The sequence below is a fragment of the Pseudomonas peradeniyensis genome (assembly GCF_014268935.2).
Classification (GTDB): domain Bacteria; phylum Pseudomonadota; class Gammaproteobacteria; order Pseudomonadales; family Pseudomonadaceae; genus Aquipseudomonas; species Aquipseudomonas peradeniyensis.
Genome location: NZ_JABWRJ020000001.1, coordinates 2,092,602 through 2,112,197 on the forward strand (window position 1 = coordinate 2,092,602; position 19,596 = coordinate 2,112,197).

Annotated in this window: 22 protein-coding genes; 19 read left to right on the forward strand and 3 right to left on the reverse strand. The window is 61.5% G+C overall.

The window, feature by feature from the left end; all coding sequences use genetic code 11:
- Nucleotides 1-19: 19 nt before the first annotated feature.
- The 3 genes from HU751_RS09090 to rpoS all read left to right on the forward strand — a co-directional run bounded on the left by HU751_RS09090 (nt 20) and on the right by rpoS (nt 2,810).
- On the forward strand, nt 20-658 hold the full coding sequence (locus HU751_RS09090) for a protein-L-isoaspartate(D-aspartate) O-methyltransferase (protein WP_186714697.1): 639 nt from the start codon (nt 20-22) through the stop codon (nt 656-658).
- Between the two features lie 184 nt (nt 659-842).
- Complete coding sequence (locus tag HU751_RS09095) at nt 843-1,697, forward strand: peptidoglycan DD-metalloendopeptidase family protein (protein ID WP_186734217.1); 855 nt, start codon at nt 843-845, stop codon at nt 1,695-1,697.
- Nucleotides 1,698-1,802: 105 nt separating this feature from the next.
- Complete coding sequence (rpoS, locus tag HU751_RS09100) at nt 1,803-2,810, forward strand: RNA polymerase sigma factor RpoS (RefSeq protein WP_011535249.1); 1,008 nt, start codon at nt 1,803-1,805, stop codon at nt 2,808-2,810.
- A 634-nt stretch (nt 2,811-3,444) separates the two neighbouring features.
- Here rpoS and fdxA read toward each other — a convergent pair.
- Together fdxA and mutS are read right to left on the reverse strand one after the other, a co-directional pair.
- Nucleotides 3,445-3,768 carry a ferredoxin FdxA gene (gene fdxA / locus HU751_RS09105; protein ID WP_050704429.1) on the reverse strand — a complete coding sequence of 108 codons (324 nt, stop codon included), beginning with the start codon at nt 3,766-3,768 and terminating at the stop codon, nt 3,445-3,447.
- Between the two features lie 140 nt (nt 3,769-3,908).
- Nucleotides 3,909-6,482 (reverse strand): DNA mismatch repair protein MutS, encoded by a 2,574-nt coding sequence (gene mutS / locus HU751_RS09110; protein ID WP_186734246.1) that lies wholly within the window; start codon nt 6,480-6,482, stop codon nt 3,909-3,911.
- A 446-nt stretch (nt 6,483-6,928) separates the two neighbouring features.
- On the opposite strand from mutS, the gene HU751_RS09115 reads away from it, so the two are divergent.
- Together HU751_RS09115 and HU751_RS09120 are read left to right on the forward strand one after the other, a co-directional pair.
- Nucleotides 6,929-8,683, forward strand: coding sequence for an S-type pyocin domain-containing protein (locus HU751_RS09115; RefSeq protein WP_202892803.1), 1,755 nt, complete (start codon nt 6,929-6,931; stop codon nt 8,681-8,683).
- Nucleotides 8,683-8,946 carry an immunity protein gene (locus tag HU751_RS09120; RefSeq protein WP_186734216.1) on the forward strand — a complete coding sequence of 88 codons (264 nt, stop codon included), beginning with the start codon at nt 8,683-8,685 and terminating at the stop codon, nt 8,944-8,946. Before HU751_RS09115 ends, HU751_RS09120 begins: the two co-directional genes overlap by 1 nt.
- A 199-nt stretch (nt 8,947-9,145) precedes the next feature.
- Here HU751_RS09120 and HU751_RS09125 read toward each other — a convergent pair whose 3' ends face one another.
- Nucleotides 9,146-9,349 (reverse strand): hypothetical protein, encoded by a 204-nt coding sequence (locus HU751_RS09125; protein WP_186734247.1) that lies wholly within the window; start codon nt 9,347-9,349, stop codon nt 9,146-9,148.
- Nucleotides 9,350-9,463: 114 nt separating this feature from the next.
- Between HU751_RS09125 and HU751_RS09130 the strand changes: the two genes are divergently transcribed.
- From HU751_RS09130 to HU751_RS09195, 14 genes are all read left to right on the forward strand, one after another.
- Nucleotides 9,464-10,210, forward strand: a complete 747-nt coding sequence (locus HU751_RS09130) for a LexA family transcriptional regulator (protein WP_082337656.1) — start codon at nt 9,464-9,466, stop codon at nt 10,208-10,210.
- A 461-nt stretch (nt 10,211-10,671) separates the two neighbouring features.
- Complete coding sequence (locus HU751_RS09135; protein ID WP_186734215.1) at nt 10,672-11,019, forward strand: phage holin family protein; 348 nt, start codon at nt 10,672-10,674, stop codon at nt 11,017-11,019.
- Between the two features lie 25 nt (nt 11,020-11,044).
- Entirely contained in the window at nt 11,045-11,233 is a 189-nt protein-coding gene (locus HU751_RS09140; RefSeq protein WP_186734214.1) for a Com family DNA-binding transcriptional regulator, read from the forward strand.
- Between the two features lie 46 nt (nt 11,234-11,279).
- The gene (locus HU751_RS09145) at nt 11,280-11,777 is read left to right on the forward strand and encodes a hypothetical protein (RefSeq protein WP_186734213.1); all 498 of its coding nucleotides are present in this window, start codon (nt 11,280-11,282) and stop codon (nt 11,775-11,777) included.
- Nucleotides 11,774-12,334: a phage baseplate assembly protein V gene (locus tag HU751_RS09150; protein ID WP_186734212.1), complete on the forward strand. Its 561-nt coding sequence runs from the start codon at nt 11,774-11,776 to the stop codon at nt 12,332-12,334. Before HU751_RS09145 ends, HU751_RS09150 begins: the two co-directional genes overlap by 4 nt.
- A gap of 92 nt (nt 12,335-12,426) precedes the next feature.
- The gene (locus tag HU751_RS09155) at nt 12,427-12,759 is read left to right on the forward strand and encodes a hypothetical protein (protein ID WP_050704437.1); all 333 of its coding nucleotides are present in this window, start codon (nt 12,427-12,429) and stop codon (nt 12,757-12,759) included.
- Nucleotides 12,760-12,862: 103 nt separating this feature from the next.
- Complete coding sequence (locus tag HU751_RS09160; protein WP_028690641.1) at nt 12,863-13,189, forward strand: GPW/gp25 family protein; 327 nt, start codon at nt 12,863-12,865, stop codon at nt 13,187-13,189.
- Nucleotides 13,186-14,067, forward strand: coding sequence for a baseplate assembly protein (locus HU751_RS09165; RefSeq protein ID WP_186734211.1), 882 nt, complete (start codon nt 13,186-13,188; stop codon nt 14,065-14,067). Before HU751_RS09160 ends, HU751_RS09165 begins: the two co-directional genes overlap by 4 nt.
- A gap of 1 nt (nt 14,068) precedes the next feature.
- Nucleotides 14,069-14,680, forward strand: a complete 612-nt coding sequence (locus HU751_RS09170) for a phage tail protein I (protein WP_186734210.1) — start codon at nt 14,069-14,071, stop codon at nt 14,678-14,680.
- A complete protein-coding gene (locus HU751_RS09175) occupies nt 14,673-17,108 on the forward strand; it encodes a phage tail-collar fiber domain-containing protein (protein WP_225933254.1) in 2,436 nt (811 codons plus the stop codon). The genes HU751_RS09170 and HU751_RS09175 overlap by 8 nt, the downstream gene beginning before the upstream one ends.
- On the forward strand, nt 17,108-17,497 hold the full coding sequence (locus tag HU751_RS09180; protein WP_186734209.1) for a phage tail assembly chaperone: 390 nt from the start codon (nt 17,108-17,110) through the stop codon (nt 17,495-17,497). The genes HU751_RS09175 and HU751_RS09180 overlap by 1 nt, the downstream gene beginning before the upstream one ends.
- Nucleotides 17,494-17,919 (forward strand): gp53-like domain-containing protein, encoded by a 426-nt coding sequence (locus HU751_RS09185; protein WP_186734208.1) that lies wholly within the window; start codon nt 17,494-17,496, stop codon nt 17,917-17,919. Before HU751_RS09180 ends, HU751_RS09185 begins: the two co-directional genes overlap by 4 nt.
- A gap of 4 nt (nt 17,920-17,923) precedes the next feature.
- Complete coding sequence (locus tag HU751_RS09190) at nt 17,924-18,343, forward strand: tail fiber assembly protein (protein ID WP_186734207.1); 420 nt, start codon at nt 17,924-17,926, stop codon at nt 18,341-18,343.
- A gap of 80 nt (nt 18,344-18,423) precedes the next feature.
- A complete protein-coding gene (locus tag HU751_RS09195; RefSeq protein ID WP_069016700.1) occupies nt 18,424-19,590 on the forward strand; it encodes a phage tail sheath subtilisin-like domain-containing protein in 1,167 nt (388 codons plus the stop codon).
- Nucleotides 19,591-19,596 lie beyond the last annotated feature (6 nt).

Below are 19,596 nucleotides of genomic sequence, written 5' to 3' on the forward strand. Positions count from 1 at the left end.
GCAGCGTCGCGGCATCGGCATGACCTCCCAGCGTACCCGGGAGCGGCTGATCCAGCGTCTCTGCGAAGAAGGCGTGTCGAACGCCAAGGTGCTCGAGGCCATTCGCCGTACCCCGCGCCATCTGTTCGTCGATGAAGCCCTGGCCCATCGAGCCTACGAGGACACGGCGCTGCCGATCGGCCACAACCAGACGATCTCCCAGCCGTTCATGGTCGCCCACATGAGCGAGCTGTTGCTGGAGGCCGGGCCCCTGGACAAGGTGCTGGAGATCGGCACCGGCTCGGGCTACCAGACGGCGATCCTGGCCCAACTGGTGGAACGGGTGTTTTCGGTGGAGCGGATCAAGGTCCTGCAGGACCGGGCCAAGGAGCGCCTGGTCGAGCTCAACCTGCGCAACGTGGTGTTCCGCTGGGGCGACGGCTGCGAAGGTTGGCCGGCGCTGGCGCCGTACAACGGCATCATCGTCACCGCGGTTGCACCCGAGGTGCCCCAGGCACTGCTCGACCAACTGGCGCCGGGTGGGCGCATGGTGATCCCGGTCGGGCCAGCGGGGGAGACCCAGCAACTGATGCTGATCGTGCGCGAAGAACATGGCTTCTCACGCCGGGTGCTCGGGGCCGTGCGCTTCGTGCCCCTGCTCAACGGCCCGCTGGCCTGAGCGGCGCAACGGAATATTTGCGCCGGCGACGAATTCTTGCGCCTGGCCCCTGTCTATCTGGCGTGGCGTTTTTCGTACACCGATCAGGCCAATTGCGAGTCACCCCTGGCAGGGTGGCTCGGTTATAATTGAAACAATATTGCATTTTGTATCGTCATTATTTGACAGCATGAGGGGAGCGCGGGTGGGTCACACAGGCATGCGGCAGCGCAAGGAACGGTCGGTATTGAAGCTTCTGGTGATTGCGCTGGCCATGGGCACCCTGCTGGCTGGCTGTTCCAGCACCAGCTCCAACGGCGCCCGCGTGGTCGACCGCAACAACGCCGCGCCCAAGCGCCCGACCGTCACTTCGGGGCAGTACATCGTCAAGCCCGGTGACACGCTGTTCTCCATCGCCTTCCGCTATGGCTGGGACTACAAGGAGCTGGCGGCGCGCAACAACATTCCCGCCCCCTACACCATTCGCCCGGGTCAGCCGATTCGTTTCAGCAGCGGCGCGGGGGGTAGCACCACGGTTGTCAGCAGCCCTTCTTCGTCGAGCAAGACCACCGTCATCCGCCGACCGGTCGCGACCACGACGCCAGCGACCGGTAATGGCAAAAGTGCCACTACTGCCTCTTCCACCACCTCGCAAACGGTTGCCCAGGTGCCCGCCGCAGAGCGCGCCGTCGGCGGTTGGACGTGGCCGGCGAACGGCGTGCTGATTGGTAAATTCGCTTCAAACGGTAGTTTGAATAAAGGCATTGATATCGCCGGTGATTTGGGACAGCCTGTTTTTGCTGCGTCTGATGGAGCGGTGGTCTACGCCGGCAGTGGCTTGAGGGGCTATGGCGAGCTCATCATCATCAAACACAGCGATACCTACGTCAGTGCCTACGGTCACAACCGCAGGCTTTTGGTTCGGGAGGGGCAGCAGGTCAAGGCAGGGCAGACGATCGCAGAAATGGGGTCCACGGGCACTGATCGGGTGAAGCTGCATTTCGAGATTCGCCGCCAGGGCAAACCCGTCGATCCTCTCCAGTTCCTGCCACGCCGTTGATCATTGTCCCGGCCTGTTCCTTGGATGTAGAGGGGACAGGCTCCAGCGCTGCCATGGAAGGGTGACGCTCGAGTCTGAGTTCGAACTCAGCAAAGGACTATAACAATGGCTCTCAGTAAAGAAGTGCCGGAGTTTGACATCGACGATGACCTCCTTCTCATGGAGACAGGCATCGTTTTGGAAACGGATGTGGTGTCAGACGAACCTGCTGTACCTTCGGTTCGGACCAAGTCGAAACAGGGCGCGTCGCTCAAGCAGCACAAGTACATCGACTACAGTCGCGCACTTGATGCCACTCAACTGTATCTCAATGAAATCGGCTTCTCACCCCTGCTTTCGCCAGAGGAAGAAGTGCATTTCGCGCGCCTGTCGCAAAAAGGCGACCCGGCTGGTCGCAAGCGCATGATCGAAAGCAACCTGCGCCTGGTGGTCAAGATCGCCCGCCGTTACGTCAATCGTGGCCTGTCGTTGCTCGACCTGATCGAGGAAGGCAACCTGGGCCTGATCCGTGCGGTGGAGAAATTCGACCCCGAGCGGGGCTTCCGCTTCTCGACCTACGCGACCTGGTGGATCCGCCAGACCATCGAGCGGGCGATCATGAACCAGACCCGCACCATTCGCCTGCCCATCCACGTGGTCAAGGAGCTCAACGTCTACCTGCGCGCTGCCCGCGAGCTGACGCAAAAACTCGACCACGAGCCGTCGCCGGAAGAAATCGCCAGCCTGTTGGAGAAGCCGGTGGCCGAGGTCAAGCGCATGCTCGGCCTGAACGAGCGGGTGTCCTCGGTGGATGTCTCGCTCGGCCCTGACTCGGACAAGACGCTGCTCGACACGCTCACCGACGACCGCCCCACCGATCCGTGCGAACTGCTGCAGGACGACGACCTGTCGCAGAGCATCGACCAGTGGCTGGGCGAGCTGACCGACAAGCAACGCGAGGTGGTGGTGCGGCGTTTCGGCCTGCGTGGGCATGAAAGCAGCACCCTCGAGGATGTCGGCCTGGAGATCGGCCTTACCCGCGAGCGTGTGCGGCAGATCCAGGTCGAAGGCCTCAAGCGCCTGCGAGAGATTCTCGAGAAGAACGGCCTGTCCAGCGAGTCGCTGTTCCAGTAGTCACTGACGTGTACCAGGCAAACGCCCCGACGTGTTCGGGGCGTTTGCGTTCTGGCGCAGGCGACAATCTCATTGGCTGATCTGACGCCATCGCGGGGCAAGCCCGCTCCCACGCTACAAGGTTCCAACGTTCTGGAGCTGGACGCAAAACCTGTAGGAGCGGGCTTGTCCCGCGAAGGCGTCCTCGGCTCCAATCTCATAGCCTGCTCCTGACAGCCCCCCAAAGTATTTATTTCTCCACCCTCGTAGCATCGCGTGTAAGCATTCGCTTACTCGTCATGTAAGTGATCGCTGTAGGGATCAGTAAATCAATGTCGTTTCCAGTGGCGTACTTTTTCTAACTATATGAAATATATGAACTTTCTAAATATCAAAAGATGTGTCGCCTGAATCATCCTGAGATATTCGTCGCTTGTTCCGTACCGGGGAATCGCTAGTATTCGAACTGTGTCAAGGGACAGACACAGGCCTTCAAGGATGACGGCCAGGGACATCGCGGGACGCGATTCATCAGGATGATGATTGGGACATACAGGGACTACGGAAAAAATGTGGGCGGGTCAAACCGCCCCTTTTTTTTGCCCGTCGGAAATGAAAAAAGGCCCTTTCGGGCCTTTTTCGCAACTGGGCGCGATCAGCGCTCCAGGTCGGCAATCTTGCCCGTCTTGCCATCCCACTCTTCGGCGTCCGGCAGGGCGTCTTTCTTCTCGGTGATGTTCGGCCAGATCTCCGCCAGCTCGGCGTTCAACTCGATGAAGTTCTCCATGCCGGACGGCACTTCGTCTTCCGAGAAAATCGCCTGGGCCGGGCACTCCGGCTCGCACAGCGCACAGTCGATGCACTCGTCCGGGTGAATCACCAGGAAGTTCGGGCCTTCGTAGAAGCAGTCCACCGGACAGACTTCCACGCAGTCGGTGTACTTGCATTTGATGCAGTTGTCGGTGACGACGAAGGTCATTTCTAATTCTCTCCTCAGGCGACGGCAGCTTGCCCTTCCTTACCAGGGCAGCGCGGTTCACGGTGCTGGCTGCAGGCCAGGCTAATAACCTGCAGTGCTCGCAAACCGCGCCGGATTCTACCAGCTTGCGCGGTGGGCCGTTATAACAGGTTTTTCAGTTGATATAGCATTTCGATAGCTTGGCGCGGCGTCATGTCGTCCAGGTCCAGCTTGCCCAGCTTCTCGATGGCCGGGTGTGGCAGGCTGGCGAACAGGTCGCTCTGGTGCGGCACGTGAGGCATGTTGTCGCGCGTTGGCGTGACCGGCGCCTCGTGGGGCAGGCTGGCGGTCTCCAGCCGGCCGAGGTGCTCGCGGGCGCGCTGGATCACCGCCGCCGGCACGCCCGCCAGTTGCGCCACGGCCAGGCCGTAGCTCTGGCTCGCCGGGCCCGGCAGGACGTGGTGCAGGAACACGATGCGTTCGTTGTGCTCGGTGGCGTTCAGGTGCACGTTGGCCACCAGCGGTTCGCTGTCCGGCAGCACGGTCAGTTCGAAGTAGTGGGTGGCGAACAGCGTGTAGGCGCGCAGCTGGGCCAGGCGCTCGGCGGCGGCCCAGGCCAGCGACAGGCCATCGAAGGTACTGGTGCCGCGGCCGACTTCGTCCATCAGCACCAGGCTGCGGTCGGTGGCGTTGTGCAGGATGTTGGCGGTCTCGCTCATCTCGACCATGAAGGTCGAACGTCCGCCGGCCAGGTCGTCGCTGGAGCCGATACGGGTGAAGATGCGGTCGACCGGTGACAGTTCGCAGGCGGCGGCCGGGACGAAGCTGCCGATATGGGCCATCAGCACGATCAGGGCGGTCTGGCGCATGTAGGTGGACTTACCGCCCATGTTCGGGCCGGTGATGATCAGCATGCGCGTGCTGTTGTCCAGGCCCAGGTCGTTGGCCACGAACGGCGTGGTCAGCACCTGCTCGACCACCGGGTGACGGCCCTGCTCGATGCGCAGGCATGGCTCGTCGACGAAGCTTGGGCAGTTCAGGTCCAGGTTCAGGGCGCGCTCGGCCAGGTTGCTCAGCACATCCAGCTCGGCCAGGGCGGCGGCGCTGTCCTGCAGTGGCGCCAGGTGCTCGATCAGGGTTTCGAGCAGGGCGTCGTAGAGCATCTTCTCGCGGGCCAGGGCGCGGCTCTTGGCCGACAGCGCCTTGTCCTCGAACGCCTTGAGCTCGGGGGTGATGAAGCGTTCGGCCCCTTTGAGCGTCTGCCGGCGGATGTAGTCGACCGGCGCCTGCTCGGCCTGCTTGGTCGGCAGCTCGATGAAGTAGCCGTGCACGCGGTTGTAGCCGACCTTGAGGTTGGCCAGGCCCGTGCGGGCCTTCTCGCGGGCTTCCAGGTCGATGAGGAACTGGCCGGCGTTCTCGCTGATCGCCAGCAGCTCGTCCAGCTCGCTGTCGTAACCGGTCTTGAGCACGCCACCGTCGCGGATCACCGCCGGCGGGTTGTCGATGATCGCCCGTTCCAGCAGGCCGGCCAGCTCCGGGTAGGTGCCGGTGATCGCGGCCAGGCGTGCCAAGTGCGGCGCCTCCAACTCGGCCATGGCGTTCTGCAGCTCGGGCAGGGCGCCGAGGGCGTCGCGCAGGCGCGCCAGGTCACGGGGGCGGGCGTTGCGCAGGCCGATCCGCGCGAGGATCCGCTCGATGTCACCGATTTCCTTGAGCTGCGGCTGCAGCTTCTCGAAACGGTAGCCGTCGAGCAGGCAGCGGATCGAGTCCTGGCGGGCCTTGAGCACCTTCAGGTCGCGCAGCGGACGGTTCAGCCAGCGGGTCAGCAGGCGGCTGGCCATGGCGGTCTGGCAACGGTCGATGACCGATTGCAGGGTGTTGTCGCGGCCACCGGCCAGGTTGATGTCCAGCTCCAGGTTGCGGCGGCTGGCGGCATCGAGGATGACCGTGTCGTCCATGCGCTCGTGGCGCAGGCTGCGCAGGTGCGGTAGGGCGGTGCGCTGGGTTTCCTTGGCGTAGGTCAGCAGGCAGCCGGCGGCGCCGATGGCCAAGGTCAGCTTGTCGCAGCCAAAGCCCTTGAGGTCCTGGGTGGCGAACTGCTGGCAGAGGCTCTTGCGCGCCGTGTCGCGGTCGAAGTCCCACGGTGCGCGACGGCGGGCACCGGGGCGCTTCTCGGCCGGCAGGCCCTGCGGCCAGTCGTCGGGGATCAGCAGTTCCACCGGGTTGATGCGCTCGAGCTCGGCCAGCAGGTTCTCCCAGCCCTTGATCTCCTGCACGCTGAAGTTGCCGCTGGTGATGTCCAGCACCGCCAGGCCGAACAGGCGCTCGTCACCGAGCAGGGCGGCGATCAGGTTGTCGCGGCGCTCGTCGAGCAAGGCCTCGTCGCTGATCGTGCCCGGGGTGATGATGCGCACCACCTGGCGCTCCACCGGGCCCTTGCTGGTGGCCGGGTCGCCGATCTGCTCGCAGATCACCACCGATTCGCCGAGCTTGACCAGCTTGGCCAGGTAGCCTTCCAGCGAGTGGAACGGAATCCCGCACATGGGAATCGACTGGCCCGCCGACTGCCCGCGGGCGGTCAGGGTGATATCCAGCAGTTTCGCGGCTTTCTTCGCATCTTCGTAGAAGATCTCGTAGAAATCGCCCATGCGGTAGAACATCAGCTGGTCCGGGTGCTGGTTCTTCAGCTTCCAGTACTGCTGCATCATCGGGGTGTGTGCGGAGAGATCGGAGATTGCTTTATTCATCAATAGGCTATGGCTTTCTGCGCGTGGCATGGGGCTGGATTGGGGCATTGACGACCTTTTGCCTCGCCCCCCGTTCGACGGGCAGCAGGGTACCACAAATGCGGTTGTAGATCGGGGGGGGCGCAGTCCTAAGACCCTGTTCTTCGAGAGCGAGATCAGGCGCTTCACTGCCCAGCTAAAATACGCATGACGCTGTGATAAATTAGGCTGTTTTCGCTAATTTTCGGCGAAATTAATGGATGTTTAAGCAAAATAATAAAGTGTAATAGCGTTGCAAGAAAGCGGCGCTTGCCAAAAATACTGTATGCATGTACAGTATTTTGGCTGCAAACCTGTGTTCCTTGCTGGAGCACCAAGCAGCTGACGAATGTAGTCGCCTGCCGCTGAAGGCGGCGAACTACTTAAATGGAGATTACTTTCATGGATAGCTTTGGATGACAATTGAACTTCCCGATAGCATTGTCGAGGCACGACCACCCTCGGACCCTAATGGTGTATTGACTGGTCCAATTGGTCGGGGTAGGAATCACGAGTTCACTCATATCGAGGAACAACGGATGCTTTCTGCTGCGAACAAGAGGGAAGAAAAAACACGAAAAACTATTGCGGATGAGTACCCTGGCCGGGAGGAGAAAATTGCGAAAAATACCAATGATGAAGTTGCAAGGATCAGATCCGGCAATTTAACTGAGCACGGTGCATCGGTTGAAGGGCTTCAGGCTGTTAGGGCTTCGCTGGAAAGAGTGATTGCGGAAACAGCTGTGCAGCACAATGCGAAATTTGCATTGGCGATGAATTACAATGGGCAGGATCCAACGGTTTTCAATCCGATCCGTACTCAGCCAGGTTTTCGTTGGCGTGATGCGCTGGACTATAAATTCAACGAGTTAAACTGGGAACGTTCGTATGAAGCGTTCTACGATGCCAGGCTTTATAAACATGCGCTTTCGCTGTTAGACAAGCATCTTGCGAATGTCAAAGCGGAAATTAAAAGGCTGGCTGAGCAAACGGTTCTTCAACCATTTGATCATAGCACCTACCGCTTGACGGCAAATGGTGTTCCCGCTGTTACCTTGCCGGGCTTGGGTACGATCCCCGTTGCGCAAACAGCTACTGTGTTGCGTCAAGGTATCGCGGATGCGGTTTCCGCTCTAGGGCGGCTGGCGCTAGCAGGGCCAGGAGCCTCTATCGCAACCTTCCTGACCTTGGTTACCTATTCCACGCCTACCGCCAGTGAAAAACAGGACCGTATACCCGAGCGGTTTCGATTCGCTTTGGGCGTGAATGCTGATCAGCTTGGACTAGCCGCAGGTACCAACCTGCAGCAGATTGCTGCATCCCAAGGCAGTGTCGAGCTGCCATGGCGCTTGATAAACCGAATTCTAAATGATGGTCATGTCGGTGTTTCGGTTGCTAAAGCCGACGGCATGAACGTGTCAAAAAGTGTCCCTGTGCGATCGGCGGCATTTGACCCTAAATCAGGCCTTTATACAGCGGTGTTGCCAAGTCGAGCCCATGACCGGCCCGCTATCACGCTGACCTGGACACCGTCGACCCCTCCAGGAAATCACTCCTCGAGTAGTAGTACGCCGGCAGTGCCACCGCCTGTCCCCGTTTACAATGGGGTGGAACTGAAACCGCAAGTGATCAAGCCTGAAGTCTACCCAGGCATCTTGCCCGACGTCAGTGACCTGATCATAACCTTCCCTGCTGACGCGGGCTTGCCTGCGGTTTATGTGATGTTCAGCAATCCGTATGGTGAGACCAACGCGAAAGGGCGATACAGTGGTCGGGCCTTTAATACAGAGAAAGCGGGAGGACCGATTCTTGATCTTGATTGGCGCTCGGCAGTGATTGATCAGGCGGGTGTGTCGGCTGTGAAATTGCATACTGCACGCTTCGGCGAGTCACCTGATAATACAGTCATGATTGACCGGTTGGAACGAATCCTGAAAGGGACGTTGAAAATTTCTGATACGGATAAACGTTTTTATACTCATGAGCTCAGGGAGCTGGAGCGCTATAGGGCACTGGGTGTTAAAGATGGCGAGCGTCCTGACAATCTGGCTGAGGTTTGGAATAATACTCATACGGCAACACTGGAAGATTACAAAATTAATGAAAGGACACAACCTCTCTATACCGCAGAGGCTGAAGAGGCATATTTCAAGGGGGCTGGAGGTCAGTAATGTTGGATTTTGAAAGTATTGTTAAAAATGAAAGTGTAGAAGATGTTTTATTGTACTTCTCGCTGAGAACTCCTTACCCTGCTATCGATCGGATGTATGTCAAATATCACTTTGACGTTGTCGCGAGTGGTGAGTTGATAAGCACGTACCAACGGCTGGTGCGTGAGGGCAAGCTGCGTGAGCACGGGCAGGCGTTGCCTGAAAAAGGTCCACACTGGAGAGCGCCTGATTTTATTCTTCAAAAGAAATACGGGCTTAAGTAGCTGATGCGCTACGGGGTCTAGATGAGTGCAATCGTATAGCCTCAGTATTTTATTGAGCCACAGAACATGATGATGGCAAGTAGCGCGCTAGCTGTCGTGCTACCTGGCATGGATTCTTTTGCGCCTCGTCACGTTGCAAGCGTGGGTGCTCGGCATCGTATCCGACCGATTCAGCTGAGCAGGCTGTTCGTGCTGGGCGTCAGACCGGGTGGCCAAACAGTTGGTTGAGGAGGATCAGTTCCAGAACGACGACCAACACACAGATCATCACGAAACCTCGGCTAAAGACTCGCTGTGGCCGTTCGCGTGAAGGCCATTCCTGGAAGTTCAGGGCAGCCATCAAGGCAATGCACAATCCGAGATACAAATAGGTGGGCCAGCGGCGCCGAGGCGAAAGGTCCATGCCGTTTTGCGATCCTTGGTGAGAAAAGGGCGACGATAGCAATGGCCTGGGAGAGGGGACAACCGGTCTTTTCCTATTGCCTGGCCATTGCATTTCCGCTTTCGCGGTTGCATTATGCGCATTATGCAAAAACGCAACGTAGCCTCCGTACTCAGAGAACTGCTCGCCCGCCACGGCCTGTCCCCCACAGAGCTGCATCGGCGCACGGGCGTGCCTCAATCCACCCTGTCGCGGATCCTCAGCGAGAAGATCGTCGATCCTTCGGACAAGCACGTCTCGAAGATCGCCGAGTACTTCGGCGTGAGCACCGACCAGTTGCGCGGCCGTGTCGAACTGGGCGAGTCCCGTGACGCGGCCCCGCTCGCCCAGGGCCATGCGGCCCTGAGCGATATCAGCCTGTGGGACGATGAAACCCCCGTCGAGGACGACGAGGTGTCCGTTCCTTTTCTTCGTGAGGTCGAGTTGGCAGCAGGATCAGGAAGATTCGTCATCGAGGAAAGCGAGAACGCTCGCTTGCGCTTCGGCAAACGCAGCCTGCGCCACAATGGCGTGCAGTTCGACAACGCCAAGTGCGTGACGGTACGCGGCAACAGCATGCTGCCGGTGCTGCGCGATGGCGCCACGGTCGGGGTCAATACCGGTAAAAGCACCATCGGCGACATCATCGACGGTGACCTTTATGCCATCAATCACAATGGCCAGCTGCGGGTGAAACAGGTGTACCGCCTGCCTACCGGGATTCGCCTGCGCAGCTTCAACCGCGACGAGCACCCCGACGAGGACTACAGCTTCCAGCAGATGCAGGAAGAACAGATCAGCCTTCTTGGCCACGTCTTCTGGTGGGGCATGTACGCCCGTTGATCCCCAGCCCTCGATAAAAACCCGCCTCGGCGGGTTTTTTTCGCCCTCAGAAACCCCCTACACCCACGTCAGATCAGGCCTCCATGCATAGGAGCAAGAGCTGATGCATAAATTTTTGAATTTGTGCATTGACTGCATATGCATGAATGCATAAAATGTATCCCAAGCCGGACGCAAACCGGTTGAGATACAGGCAGCGATGAACAGGCCTCGACTGTTCAGAGGGTTGGCAACTGGCCCGGGTGTGCAGCGTAAAGCACCACGATCAGTTATCCGGCGGGCAGGCGGCCGCGGTCGGAGTCACTAATTTGAAGCGCAACCGCACGGCGTCACCAGTCGTGGCCGGCGGTTACACCGCGCATTACTGAAAAGCCTGCGGAGCGGGCTTTTTGGAATGCCGAGTCAAGCCAATCACGATCCGCCGGCCTGTCGCCGGCGGGCAACACACAGGAGACAGGAACGTGACGAACGAGCAACAGACGTTGCTGGAGATGCCGCTCTGGCTGGTGATCCTCCTGGCATTGCTGGGCGGACTTTCCGGCGAGATGTGGCGCGCCGACAAGGCCGGTGCCCGCGGCTGGGGGCTGCTCAGGCGGCTGGCGCTGCGCTCCGGGGCCTGCATGGTCTGCGGGGTGTCGACGGTCATGCTGCTGTACGCCAGCGGCATGTCGATCTGGAGTGCCAGCGCCTTCGGCTGCCTTACCGCCATGGCCGGCGCCGACGTGGCCATCGGCCTTTACGAGCGCTGGGCCGCTCGGCGACTGGGATTGGGCGAGCAGCCAGCAACTGTGCGCCAGGACGAAGAATGAACGTGGCAACAAGGAAGATAGGCGGATGTTCAACGATTTTCGCTGCGGTAAATGCAACCGCTTGCTGGCCCGCATCGGCGGGTCGGCGCTGGTCCAGATCAAGTGCTCGCGTTGCGCGACCTTGAACCACATGAAGGCCACGGGCCTCGACAACGTGCCGACGAGCGATCAGGACGGGCCGCAGGGCCCGGCTCCCGTTCAATCGATCCGGTAGGAGAGGCCCTCATGACAGGTCGTACCCGCATTCAAGGAGCACAATCATGAGCGAATTGGCCCAGTTGTACGCGGCCGTCACCTCCACCCTGCGGGCGGCGTTGCCGGCCTTCGCCACGGTCGCCACGGAGGGCGACGCCACGCTCGAGCCAGCCCTGCCGGCCTTGGTGCATGGCGTGTTGCGCATGCGCGGCGACGAGGCGCTGCGTGACGGTCGCTCATTGCTGATGGCGACCTTCGAGGCCCGCGTCACCGCCCAGGGCACCCCCGCGCAGGCACGAACGCAGGCCGGCGTGCTGGCGGCGCAGCTGATCGATGTGCTGCGCCAGCAGTCCTGGGGGCTTGATTACGTCGAGGGCGCACGGGACATCCTCGCCGAGGCCGAGGGCACCACCTGGCGGGTGCAATGGGAACAACCGGTCCTGCTGGGGAATGTCCATTGGCCCTGGCCCGACCAGCCGCCGGGCAGCCTGATGCTGGGCTTCGCCCCGGACACCGGGCCAGGCAACCAGGACAAGTACCTGTCACCGGAGGACCTGGCATGAGCTACGCCAGTGCCATGCACGATCGCATGCTGGCCAGCCTGGTGATCCCCTGCCGGGTGGTAGCGGTGGACCTGGCCGCGGCCCGGGTGCGGGTGTCCGACGGCGGCGGCTGGACCAGCGCCTGGGTGCGCTGGCATGCCCAGGCGGCCGGCAAGGCCCGCCACTGGCGGGTGCCGAGCCTGGACGAGCAGGGCGTGCTGATCAGCCCCAGCGGCGAGCCGGCCCTGGGCACCTTCGTTCCGGGGTTGTACGGCAATGCCGGGACGGCGCCGGACAACCGCGACCATGTCGAGGTCTGGCGCTTCGACGATGGCGGCTCGCTGGCCTACGACTGGCAGGCCAGACGCTATGACATCCAGCTGCCCAGCGGCCAGGCCACGGTCAAGGTCGGCGCCAGCACCCTGGTGGTCAGCGACAACGCCATCACCCTCGACGCCGCATCGATCACACTGACCGGCAAAGTTGCCATCAACGGTCCGCTGACGGTCAGCGGCGATATCAACGGCGGTGGCCGGATCATTGATACGGCGGGAAACACCGCCAACCACAAACATTGAACTACGGCCTTGAGCCCAGCAAGATCGCCATTGAGCGACATGAACGCGGCGTGTGCCGCGACCCATCATTTCGACTCAAAAGGTAAAGCAACATGGAAGCAGTAAAAGTAGGCAAGCATTTCTTCAACGCCCACCCAACCGCCGTCAGCCAGGTCTTCAGCGCCGCGGATAACAAGGATGGCGTGTACCTGCGCACCGCCACCCTGTGCACCGGCGGCGGCATCCTCAACCTGTACACCGGCCCGAAGGCGCCGGCCTACCTCGGTGACATGAGCGTCCACGCGATCATGGGCGGGATCAACGGCGGCATCGATTCGCAGTACACCCTGCCTTATCAGCTGTTCATCCCGGCGGGTTACGGCCTGTGGACCGTCGCCAACAACGCCACGGCGGCCGTCGCCCTGACCTACGACTTCGTCTCCTGAAACGGCTGCCCGGCTTGTCCGGGCAACCCTTTCCTGCCTGCCAGGTGATAACCATGCGCTATCCGAACAGGCTACCTGGAGCCTCAATTCCAGGAGGTGCCCCATGATCGGTATGGACCGCCGCACCGGCCAGCCCCTGTCGGGCGTGGCCCACCTGCGTCAATCCATCGAGGACATCCTCACCACGCCGCTGGGCAGCCGGCGCATGCGCCCGGAGTACGGCAGCCAGCTGCGCCGCTACGTCGACCTGCCGGTCAACGAAGGCTGGAAGAGTGCGGTGCAGGCCGAGGTGGCCCGAGCCCTGGGGCGTTGGGAGCCGCGGCTGAAGCTGGAGCGGGTCAAGGTCGTCGCCGTACTTGATGGCCAGGTCAGCCTGGCCCTGAGCGGTCGTTACCTGGGGGATGACGCCCTGGTGGAGGTGACTGTATGAGCCAGGTCGACCTATCGAAACTGCCTGCCCCGCAATTGCTTGAGGACCTCGATTTCGAGGCGTTGTACCAGGAAGACCTGGCCAGCTTCCGCTCCCAGCTGGGCGACGGCTGGACCGCCAACCTGGAAAGCGACCCGGTGACCAAGCTGCTCGAAGTCGGTGCCTACCGCAAGCTGCTCAACCGGGCACGGGTCAATGACGCGGCCAAGGCGCTGTTGCTGGCCTATGCACAAGGCAGCGATCTCGACCAGCTGGCGGCCAACGTCAGCCTGCAACGCCTGGTGATCCAGGCCGCGGACCCAAGCACGATTCCACCGACCGAGGCGGTGCTCGAGTCCGACGACGCCCTGCGCGAACGGGTGCAACTGGTCTACGAAGGCCTGACCACCGCCGGCCCGCGCAACAGCTACATCCTCCATGCCCGCAACGCTTCGGGGCGGGTCGCCGACGCGACCGCCGAGAGTCCGTCGCCGGCGGTGGTGGATGTCACTGTGCTGAGCCTGGACAGCGACGGTGTGGCCAGCCCCGAGCTGCTGGCGCAGGTAAACGCCTACCTCAACGACGACGATATTCGCCCGGTCGCCGACCGGGTCAATGTGCGCAGCGCCGAGGTGTTGCCGTACCGCGTCGAGGCGGTGCTGCACATGGCCGACAATGGCCCGGAGTTCGAGGCGATCCTCAGCGAGTGCCGGCGTCGCCTCCAGGCCTGGGTCAATCCGCGTCGACGCCTTGGCGTCGAGGTCGCCCGCTCCGGGATCGACGCGCAGTTGCACATCGATGGCGTGAGCCGTGTCGAGCTGGTCGGCTGGAGCGACATTCGCCCGAGCAAGGCCCAGGCGGCCTGGTGCACCTGCATCGAACTGCGGCGGGGGGGCTGACATGCAGAGTCTTCTGCCGCTCAACCGCACGCCGCTGGAACGGGCCATCGAGGTGGCGGCCGACGAGGACCTCAAGGTCACGTTGCGCAGCCTCTACAACCCCGACACTTGCCCGGCGCACCTGCTTTACCAGCTGGCCTGGGCCTGGTCGGTGGACCGCTGGGACGACAACTGGAGCGAGGCGATCAAGCGTTCGGTGATCCGCTCGGCGTTCTTCGTCCACGCCCACAAGGGCACCCTCGGCGCCCTCCGGCGAGTGGTCGAGCCGTTCGGCTACCTGATCGAGGTGCAGGAATGGTGGCAGAGCCAGCCTGCCGGCGTGCCGGGGACCTTTGCCCTGAAGGTCGGGGTGGCGGACAGCGGCATCGACGAACAGACCTACCAGGAGCTTACCCGCCTGATCGAGGACGCCAAGCCGGTAAGCCGGCATCTGGTTGGCCTCGACATCAGCCTGGAAAGCCTCATCCCTGCGTATCAGGCTGTCGCTCTCTATGAGGGTGAACTGCTGGAGGTGCATCCCTGGCAGGCATCGGACATCGATGTGCATGTGGGCGCCTACAACCTGGTAAACGACCAAACTCTGGACATACTGGACATCTACCTCAATGGCTAACTCAACCACGCAATTCGGTGGGTTCCTGACCAACGTGGGCATTGCCCAGCAGGCCAACACCGCCGTGCTGGGGCTGCCCTGGAACATCACCCACATGTTGATCGGTGATGCCGGTGGCGAGCCTTCGCAAACGCCGGACCCTACACCGAAACCTACCCAGACCGCGCTGGTGCGCCAGGTCTACCGGGCGCAACTGAACGCCCTCTATCAATCGCCTGCCGATCCCGGCGTGCTGGTCGCCGAGCTGGTCCTGCCGCCGGAAACCGGCGGCTGGTGGATCCGCGAGCTGGCGCTGGAGGATGCCAACGGCAACTTCATCGCCGTCGCCAAACCGGCGCCCAGCTACAAGCCGTTGCTGGCGCAAGGTTCCGGACGTACCCAGACCATTCGCATGCACGTGGTGTTCGGCAACCTCGCCAATGTCACGTTGAAAGTCGACCCGAGCATCGTCCTTGCGACACGTGACTATGTGGACAAGGCCCGCGAAGCGGCCGAGCTCTACGCTCGCAACCAGCTCAAGGCGCACGTGGAGGCCGCCGACCCGCACCCGCAGTACCTGCGCCGCGCCGATGCGGCCAAGGACGTCGGGCCGCTGGCGTGGCTGGGTGTCGCCACTGGCACCGCCGATGCCCTTACGCTGAAGCTCAAGAGCGGTGAGTCGGCCCTGGCGGCCTACGCCGCTGGCCAGCGCTTCCAGTTCCAGGCCAGCGCCACGAACACCGGCGCCGTGACGGTGCGTATCAATGGCTTGGCTGCCGTGGCAGTGAAGAAGTCCGGCAATGCCGGCCTGGTCGACCTGGTAGGCGGGGACATTCGTAGTGGCGTCTTGTACGACCTGAACTATGATGGGACCTGCTTCCAGCTCGGCGGTGGTGTCGGTGCCAGCAAGGCGTTCGAGCGTTTCTCGTTCGAGGCGTCGGTCGGCCAGACCGTCTTCAACCTGGCGCACACCGTCGGCAGCACCATCGTGCTGCGCAATGGCCGTGAGATCACCGACTACCTGTCCGATGGCCTGAAGATTACCTTCAAGGCACCGTGCAGCCTTGGCGAGGCGGTCGAGATCCTGGCGTTCAGCTCGTTCTCAGCGGCCAACACCTACACCAAGGCCGAAATCCAGACGCTGCTGACTACTGCTTCGGCGCTGCCAGTGGGCAGTATGTTGCCGTTCCCCAAGGGAACGGTGCCGCCGGGGTTTCTGGAGGTTGACGGTAGCGTGCAGAGCGCGACGGTTTACCCAGACTTGGCCGCTTATCTGGCCGGCTCGTTCAACAAAGGGGATGAGCCGGCAGGTTACTTCCGACTGCCGGACTCGCGGGGCGAGTTCCTGCGCGGCTGGGACCATGGGCGGGGGGTCGATCCGGGCAGGGGTGTTGGGAGCTGGGCAGCCGACTCTCTGCTCGACCACTACCATGCGGTGTATTCCGCCGAGCCAGGCTTTGGGAAGCTGCCGATTGACGCCAATGTCGTCGGAAGCGCGGGGGATCTGGGGTCGATCGTCAAGCCCGCCGGCAGCTCAGTTCTCGATGCGACTCTCACCTCAAACGTGTTCCTCCCAAATGCCGCGAAAGGCGGTAAGGAAACCCGCCCCCGTAGCCTGGCAGTCATGTGGTGTGTCAAGGCTTGGAACACGCCGGTGAATCAGGGGCAGATCGATGTTTCAGCGCTCGCTACGCAGGTGCAGGCACTTCGCCAGGAAATTTCCGGCGCGTTGCCATTACCTGCCCTGGACTATCCGACAGTCGGCACCACGGATGGTCGTCTCGCCGTTACCTCAGCCGCAGTCGCAGGAAACGGCGGCACTGTGTCGATTCCTGCTGGAATCGCGATTGCTTTGGCCGAGGCGGACGAGCTGGTCGAATTGGGACGGTTGCGGACAATGAAGACCTTCGCCTGGACCAGCGTGCCTCTGGTTGTTAACGCGACCCTTTATCTTCGCGCAAAGATTAAAGACCGATCGCTGTATTTCTACGTTGCGCCTGGTTCAGACACGGACGTGGTGCCTGTCTCTTTGCGTTCAGACTCAGGGCAGATTGCTTCAGGCTTCGATTCGACGGTGATTGATGTGTTGTTGGCCAAGATTGTCACTGGAGCGGCAGGCTCTGTTCCTAATGTGCTTCCACTCGCTAACCGCAGGCGCCTCGAGGCTGTCGCTTTCTGGTCTGGAGCCGTTGGCAATTACACGCTTGCACTGAATTGGGCGCGTGCTCCGCGCGCCTACATCGCCAGTTTTGCGGATCATGACGACAATACAAAATCCGATTACTCGATCGTTGCCGAGCCCGTTGGTCTCCATGCCAATGGGAGTGTCATCGGAGCGGCCACTGGATTCAGTGATCGTTACACCGGTCGAGTCGGTATCAGTTCCTGGATCCCAACCATCACAACAGGCGCAGGCAAGATCAACGCACGAGTACGCTGGGAGGCATGATGAAAGCATTGATTCAGGAGGGTGTTGTTGTCGGCTTTGTAAGCGGCGATGCGTTCGGCGAGAGTTTGCCCGATACGCTACCTGTAAATGTTGGTTGGCGCTTTGAGAACGGCGAGTTCCTTGCGCCCGCTGAACTGACGGCAACTGATCTCATATCCAGGGAGCGAGCATGGCGTGACATTGAACTGACGAGAGTGGTCTGGTTACGAGACCGTCACCGCGACCAGTTAGAGGTCGGTATGGACACTCACTTCACTCAGCCACAATTCACTGAGCTTCTGCAATACCTTCAGGCACTGCGCGACTGGCCCCAGTCTGCCGTTTTCCCTGAAATTTCGGCGCGCCCCGTGCAGCCAGCATTTCTTTTATCGGCGAGGGTTGAGCAATGAGTCGCGCGGACATTCTGGCGGTTAATGACAAGGCCGTTCAAGACTTCGTCATCGACGGTGAAGTCAGCGAAGCGGAAATCACGGCCGGCGCCGCCCAGGGCCGCAAATGGTTTAGCCTGCGCCGGCTTCAGTGGGGGCTGCTCTACAGCCTGGGGACTAACGGTTACGTGCGTCTGCCCTGGTGGCTTGCCGGACTGATCTTCCAGTGGGGCTACATCAACAAGCCAAGCGCGGCGATGGTTCCCGTGTCCTGGCCCATGGCATTTACGCGAGGTTTCGGCCGCTGCGTCGCCGTCTTCGGCGGTTCGGGCAATCCGAACGCTCCAATTTCCGTGGGCTCGCCATCGCTGACGGGGGCAAATCTTTATTCGAGTTACGGCGGCGAAGGTGTCGACGTGAGCTACTGGGTAGTGGGGTGGTAGGAGGATGAAGCGATTTTACAGTCAGTCAACAGGCACCACCTACCTGGTAGGCGTGCATCAGGACATTCCGGCGGATGCCTTAGAGATTCCTGAGACGCTGTATCTGGAGGTCATCACAAACCGCCCTCGCGACAAGATGTTGGCTCACGATGAGCGCGGGTTGCCGTTCTTGATCGATGTGCAGATTAACCCAGCCGTGCTGGAGCGCGAATGGCGTGATGTGGAGATCGCTAAGCATGAGTGGTTGGTCTCACGTCACCGTGCGGAGATCGATCTACGGCGTGAGACAACGATAAGCGCAGAGCGTTTTGCTGAATTGCAGGGGTACCTGCAAGTGCTGCGTGACTGGCCACTAGCGCAGGCTTTTCCAGACGCCGCTGAGCGTCCGACACCGCCGACGTGGCTTGTTGACCTAATTCCCTGACGCCCCATTTGCCGGGGCGTTTTCTTTCTTGCTGGACCAACGGCCTCGCACTGCGGGGCCTTATCATATCTGGAGATTTTATGAGTGGATTCTTCCACGGCGTCACCGTGACCAACGTCGACACCGGCGCCCGCAGCATCGCGCTGCCGTCGTCCTCGATCATCGGCCTGGTCGACACCTTCACCGAAGGCCCGGGCGTCACCGCCAAGGCCAATGACCTGATCCTGATCACCAGCGAGCGCGAAGCGGTCGCGGCGTTCGGCCAGGACGCCGCGATCACCAAGGCCTGCCGCGCCATCTACAGCCGCGCCAAGGCGGTCATCGTCGCCTGCGGCGTGGCCAAGCTCGAAGACGCCGCCGAGCAGACCTCGGCGATCATCGGCAACGTGCTGGCCGACGGCAAGCGTACCGGCCTGCAGGCGCTGCTCGACGGCAAGAGCCGCTTCAACGCCCAGCCGCGCCTGCTGGTCACCCCCAAGCACAGCGCCACCCAGGCCGTCGGCACCGCCCTGGTGGCGCTGGCCGACAAGCTGCGCGCCATCGCCATCATCGACGGCCCCAACACCACCGATGAAGCGGCCATCGCCTACGCCAAGAACTTCGGTGCCAAGCGCGCCTTCCTGGTCGATCCGGGTGTGCGCTACTGGGACAACGCCGAAGAGGCCACCGTCGACGCGCCGGGTTCGGCCTGGGTCGCCGGCCTGTTTGCCTTCACCGACCGCGAGTACGGCTTCTGGGCTTCGCCTTCGAACAAGGAGTTCGTCGGCATTACCGGCACCACCCGCGCCGTGGAGTTCCTCGATGGCGACGACACCTGCCGCGCCAACCTGCTGAACAACGCCAACATCGCCACCATCATCCGCGACGACGGCTTCCGCCTGTGGGGCAACCGCACTCTGTCGAGCGACCCGAAATGGGCCTTCGTCACCCGCGTGCGGACCATGGACATCGTCATGGACGCGATCCTCTACGGCCACAAGTGGGCCGTCGACCGCTCCATCACCGCCACCTACGTCAAGGACGTCACCGAGGGCCTGCAGGCCTTCATGCGCGACCTGAAGAACCAGGGCGCGATCATCAACTTCGAGGTCTTCGCCGATCCGGAGCTGAACACCGCCAGTCAACTGGAGCAGGGCAAGGTGTACTGGAACATCCGTTTCACCGATGTGCCGCCTGCCGAAAACCCCAATTTCCGTGTCGAAGTCACCAACCAGTGGCTGACCGAAGTCCTCGATTCCGCCGCTTAAGGAGCG

Excerpts from the sequence above, each read along its gene's own strand:
- HU751_RS09170 (WP_186734210.1), top strand. The coding sequence starts at position 14,069 with ATGCAGAGTCTTCTGCCGCTCAACCGCACGCCGCTGGAACGGGCCATC.
- HU751_RS09115 (WP_202892803.1), top strand. The coding sequence starts at position 6,929 with ATGACAATTGAACTTCCCGATAGCATTGTCGAGGCACGACCACCCTCG.
- HU751_RS09160 (WP_028690641.1), top strand. The coding sequence starts at position 12,863 with ATGATCGGTATGGACCGCCGCACCGGCCAGCCCCTGTCGGGCGTGGCC.
- HU751_RS09130 (WP_082337656.1), top strand. The coding sequence starts at position 9,464 with ATGCGCATTATGCAAAAACGCAACGTAGCCTCCGTACTCAGAGAACTG.
- rpoS (WP_011535249.1), top strand. The coding sequence starts at position 1,803 with ATGGCTCTCAGTAAAGAAGTGCCGGAGTTTGACATCGACGATGACCTC.
- HU751_RS09185 (WP_186734208.1), top strand. The coding sequence starts at position 17,494 with ATGAGTCGCGCGGACATTCTGGCGGTTAATGACAAGGCCGTTCAAGAC.
- HU751_RS09140 (WP_186734214.1), top strand. The coding sequence starts at position 11,045 with ATGTTCAACGATTTTCGCTGCGGTAAATGCAACCGCTTGCTGGCCCGC.
- HU751_RS09180 (WP_186734209.1), top strand. The coding sequence starts at position 17,108 with ATGAAAGCATTGATTCAGGAGGGTGTTGTTGTCGGCTTTGTAAGCGGC.
- HU751_RS09090 (WP_186714697.1), top strand. The coding sequence starts at position 20 with ATGACCTCCCAGCGTACCCGGGAGCGGCTGATCCAGCGTCTCTGCGAA.
- HU751_RS09175 (WP_225933254.1), top strand. The coding sequence starts at position 14,673 with ATGGCTAACTCAACCACGCAATTCGGTGGGTTCCTGACCAACGTGGGC.
- fdxA (WP_050704429.1), bottom strand. The coding sequence starts at position 3,768 with ATGACCTTCGTCGTCACCGACAACTGCATCAAATGCAAGTACACCGAC.
- HU751_RS09145 (WP_186734213.1), top strand. The coding sequence starts at position 11,280 with ATGAGCGAATTGGCCCAGTTGTACGCGGCCGTCACCTCCACCCTGCGG.
- HU751_RS09150 (WP_186734212.1), top strand. The coding sequence starts at position 11,774 with ATGAGCTACGCCAGTGCCATGCACGATCGCATGCTGGCCAGCCTGGTG.
- HU751_RS09125 (WP_186734247.1), bottom strand. The coding sequence starts at position 9,349 with ATGGACCTTTCGCCTCGGCGCCGCTGGCCCACCTATTTGTATCTCGGA.
- HU751_RS09195 (WP_069016700.1), top strand. The coding sequence starts at position 18,424 with ATGAGTGGATTCTTCCACGGCGTCACCGTGACCAACGTCGACACCGGC.
- HU751_RS09165 (WP_186734211.1), top strand. The coding sequence starts at position 13,186 with ATGAGCCAGGTCGACCTATCGAAACTGCCTGCCCCGCAATTGCTTGAG.
- HU751_RS09155 (WP_050704437.1), top strand. The coding sequence starts at position 12,427 with ATGGAAGCAGTAAAAGTAGGCAAGCATTTCTTCAACGCCCACCCAACC.
- HU751_RS09120 (WP_186734216.1), top strand. The coding sequence starts at position 8,683 with ATGTTGGATTTTGAAAGTATTGTTAAAAATGAAAGTGTAGAAGATGTT.
- HU751_RS09190 (WP_186734207.1), top strand. The coding sequence starts at position 17,924 with ATGAAGCGATTTTACAGTCAGTCAACAGGCACCACCTACCTGGTAGGC.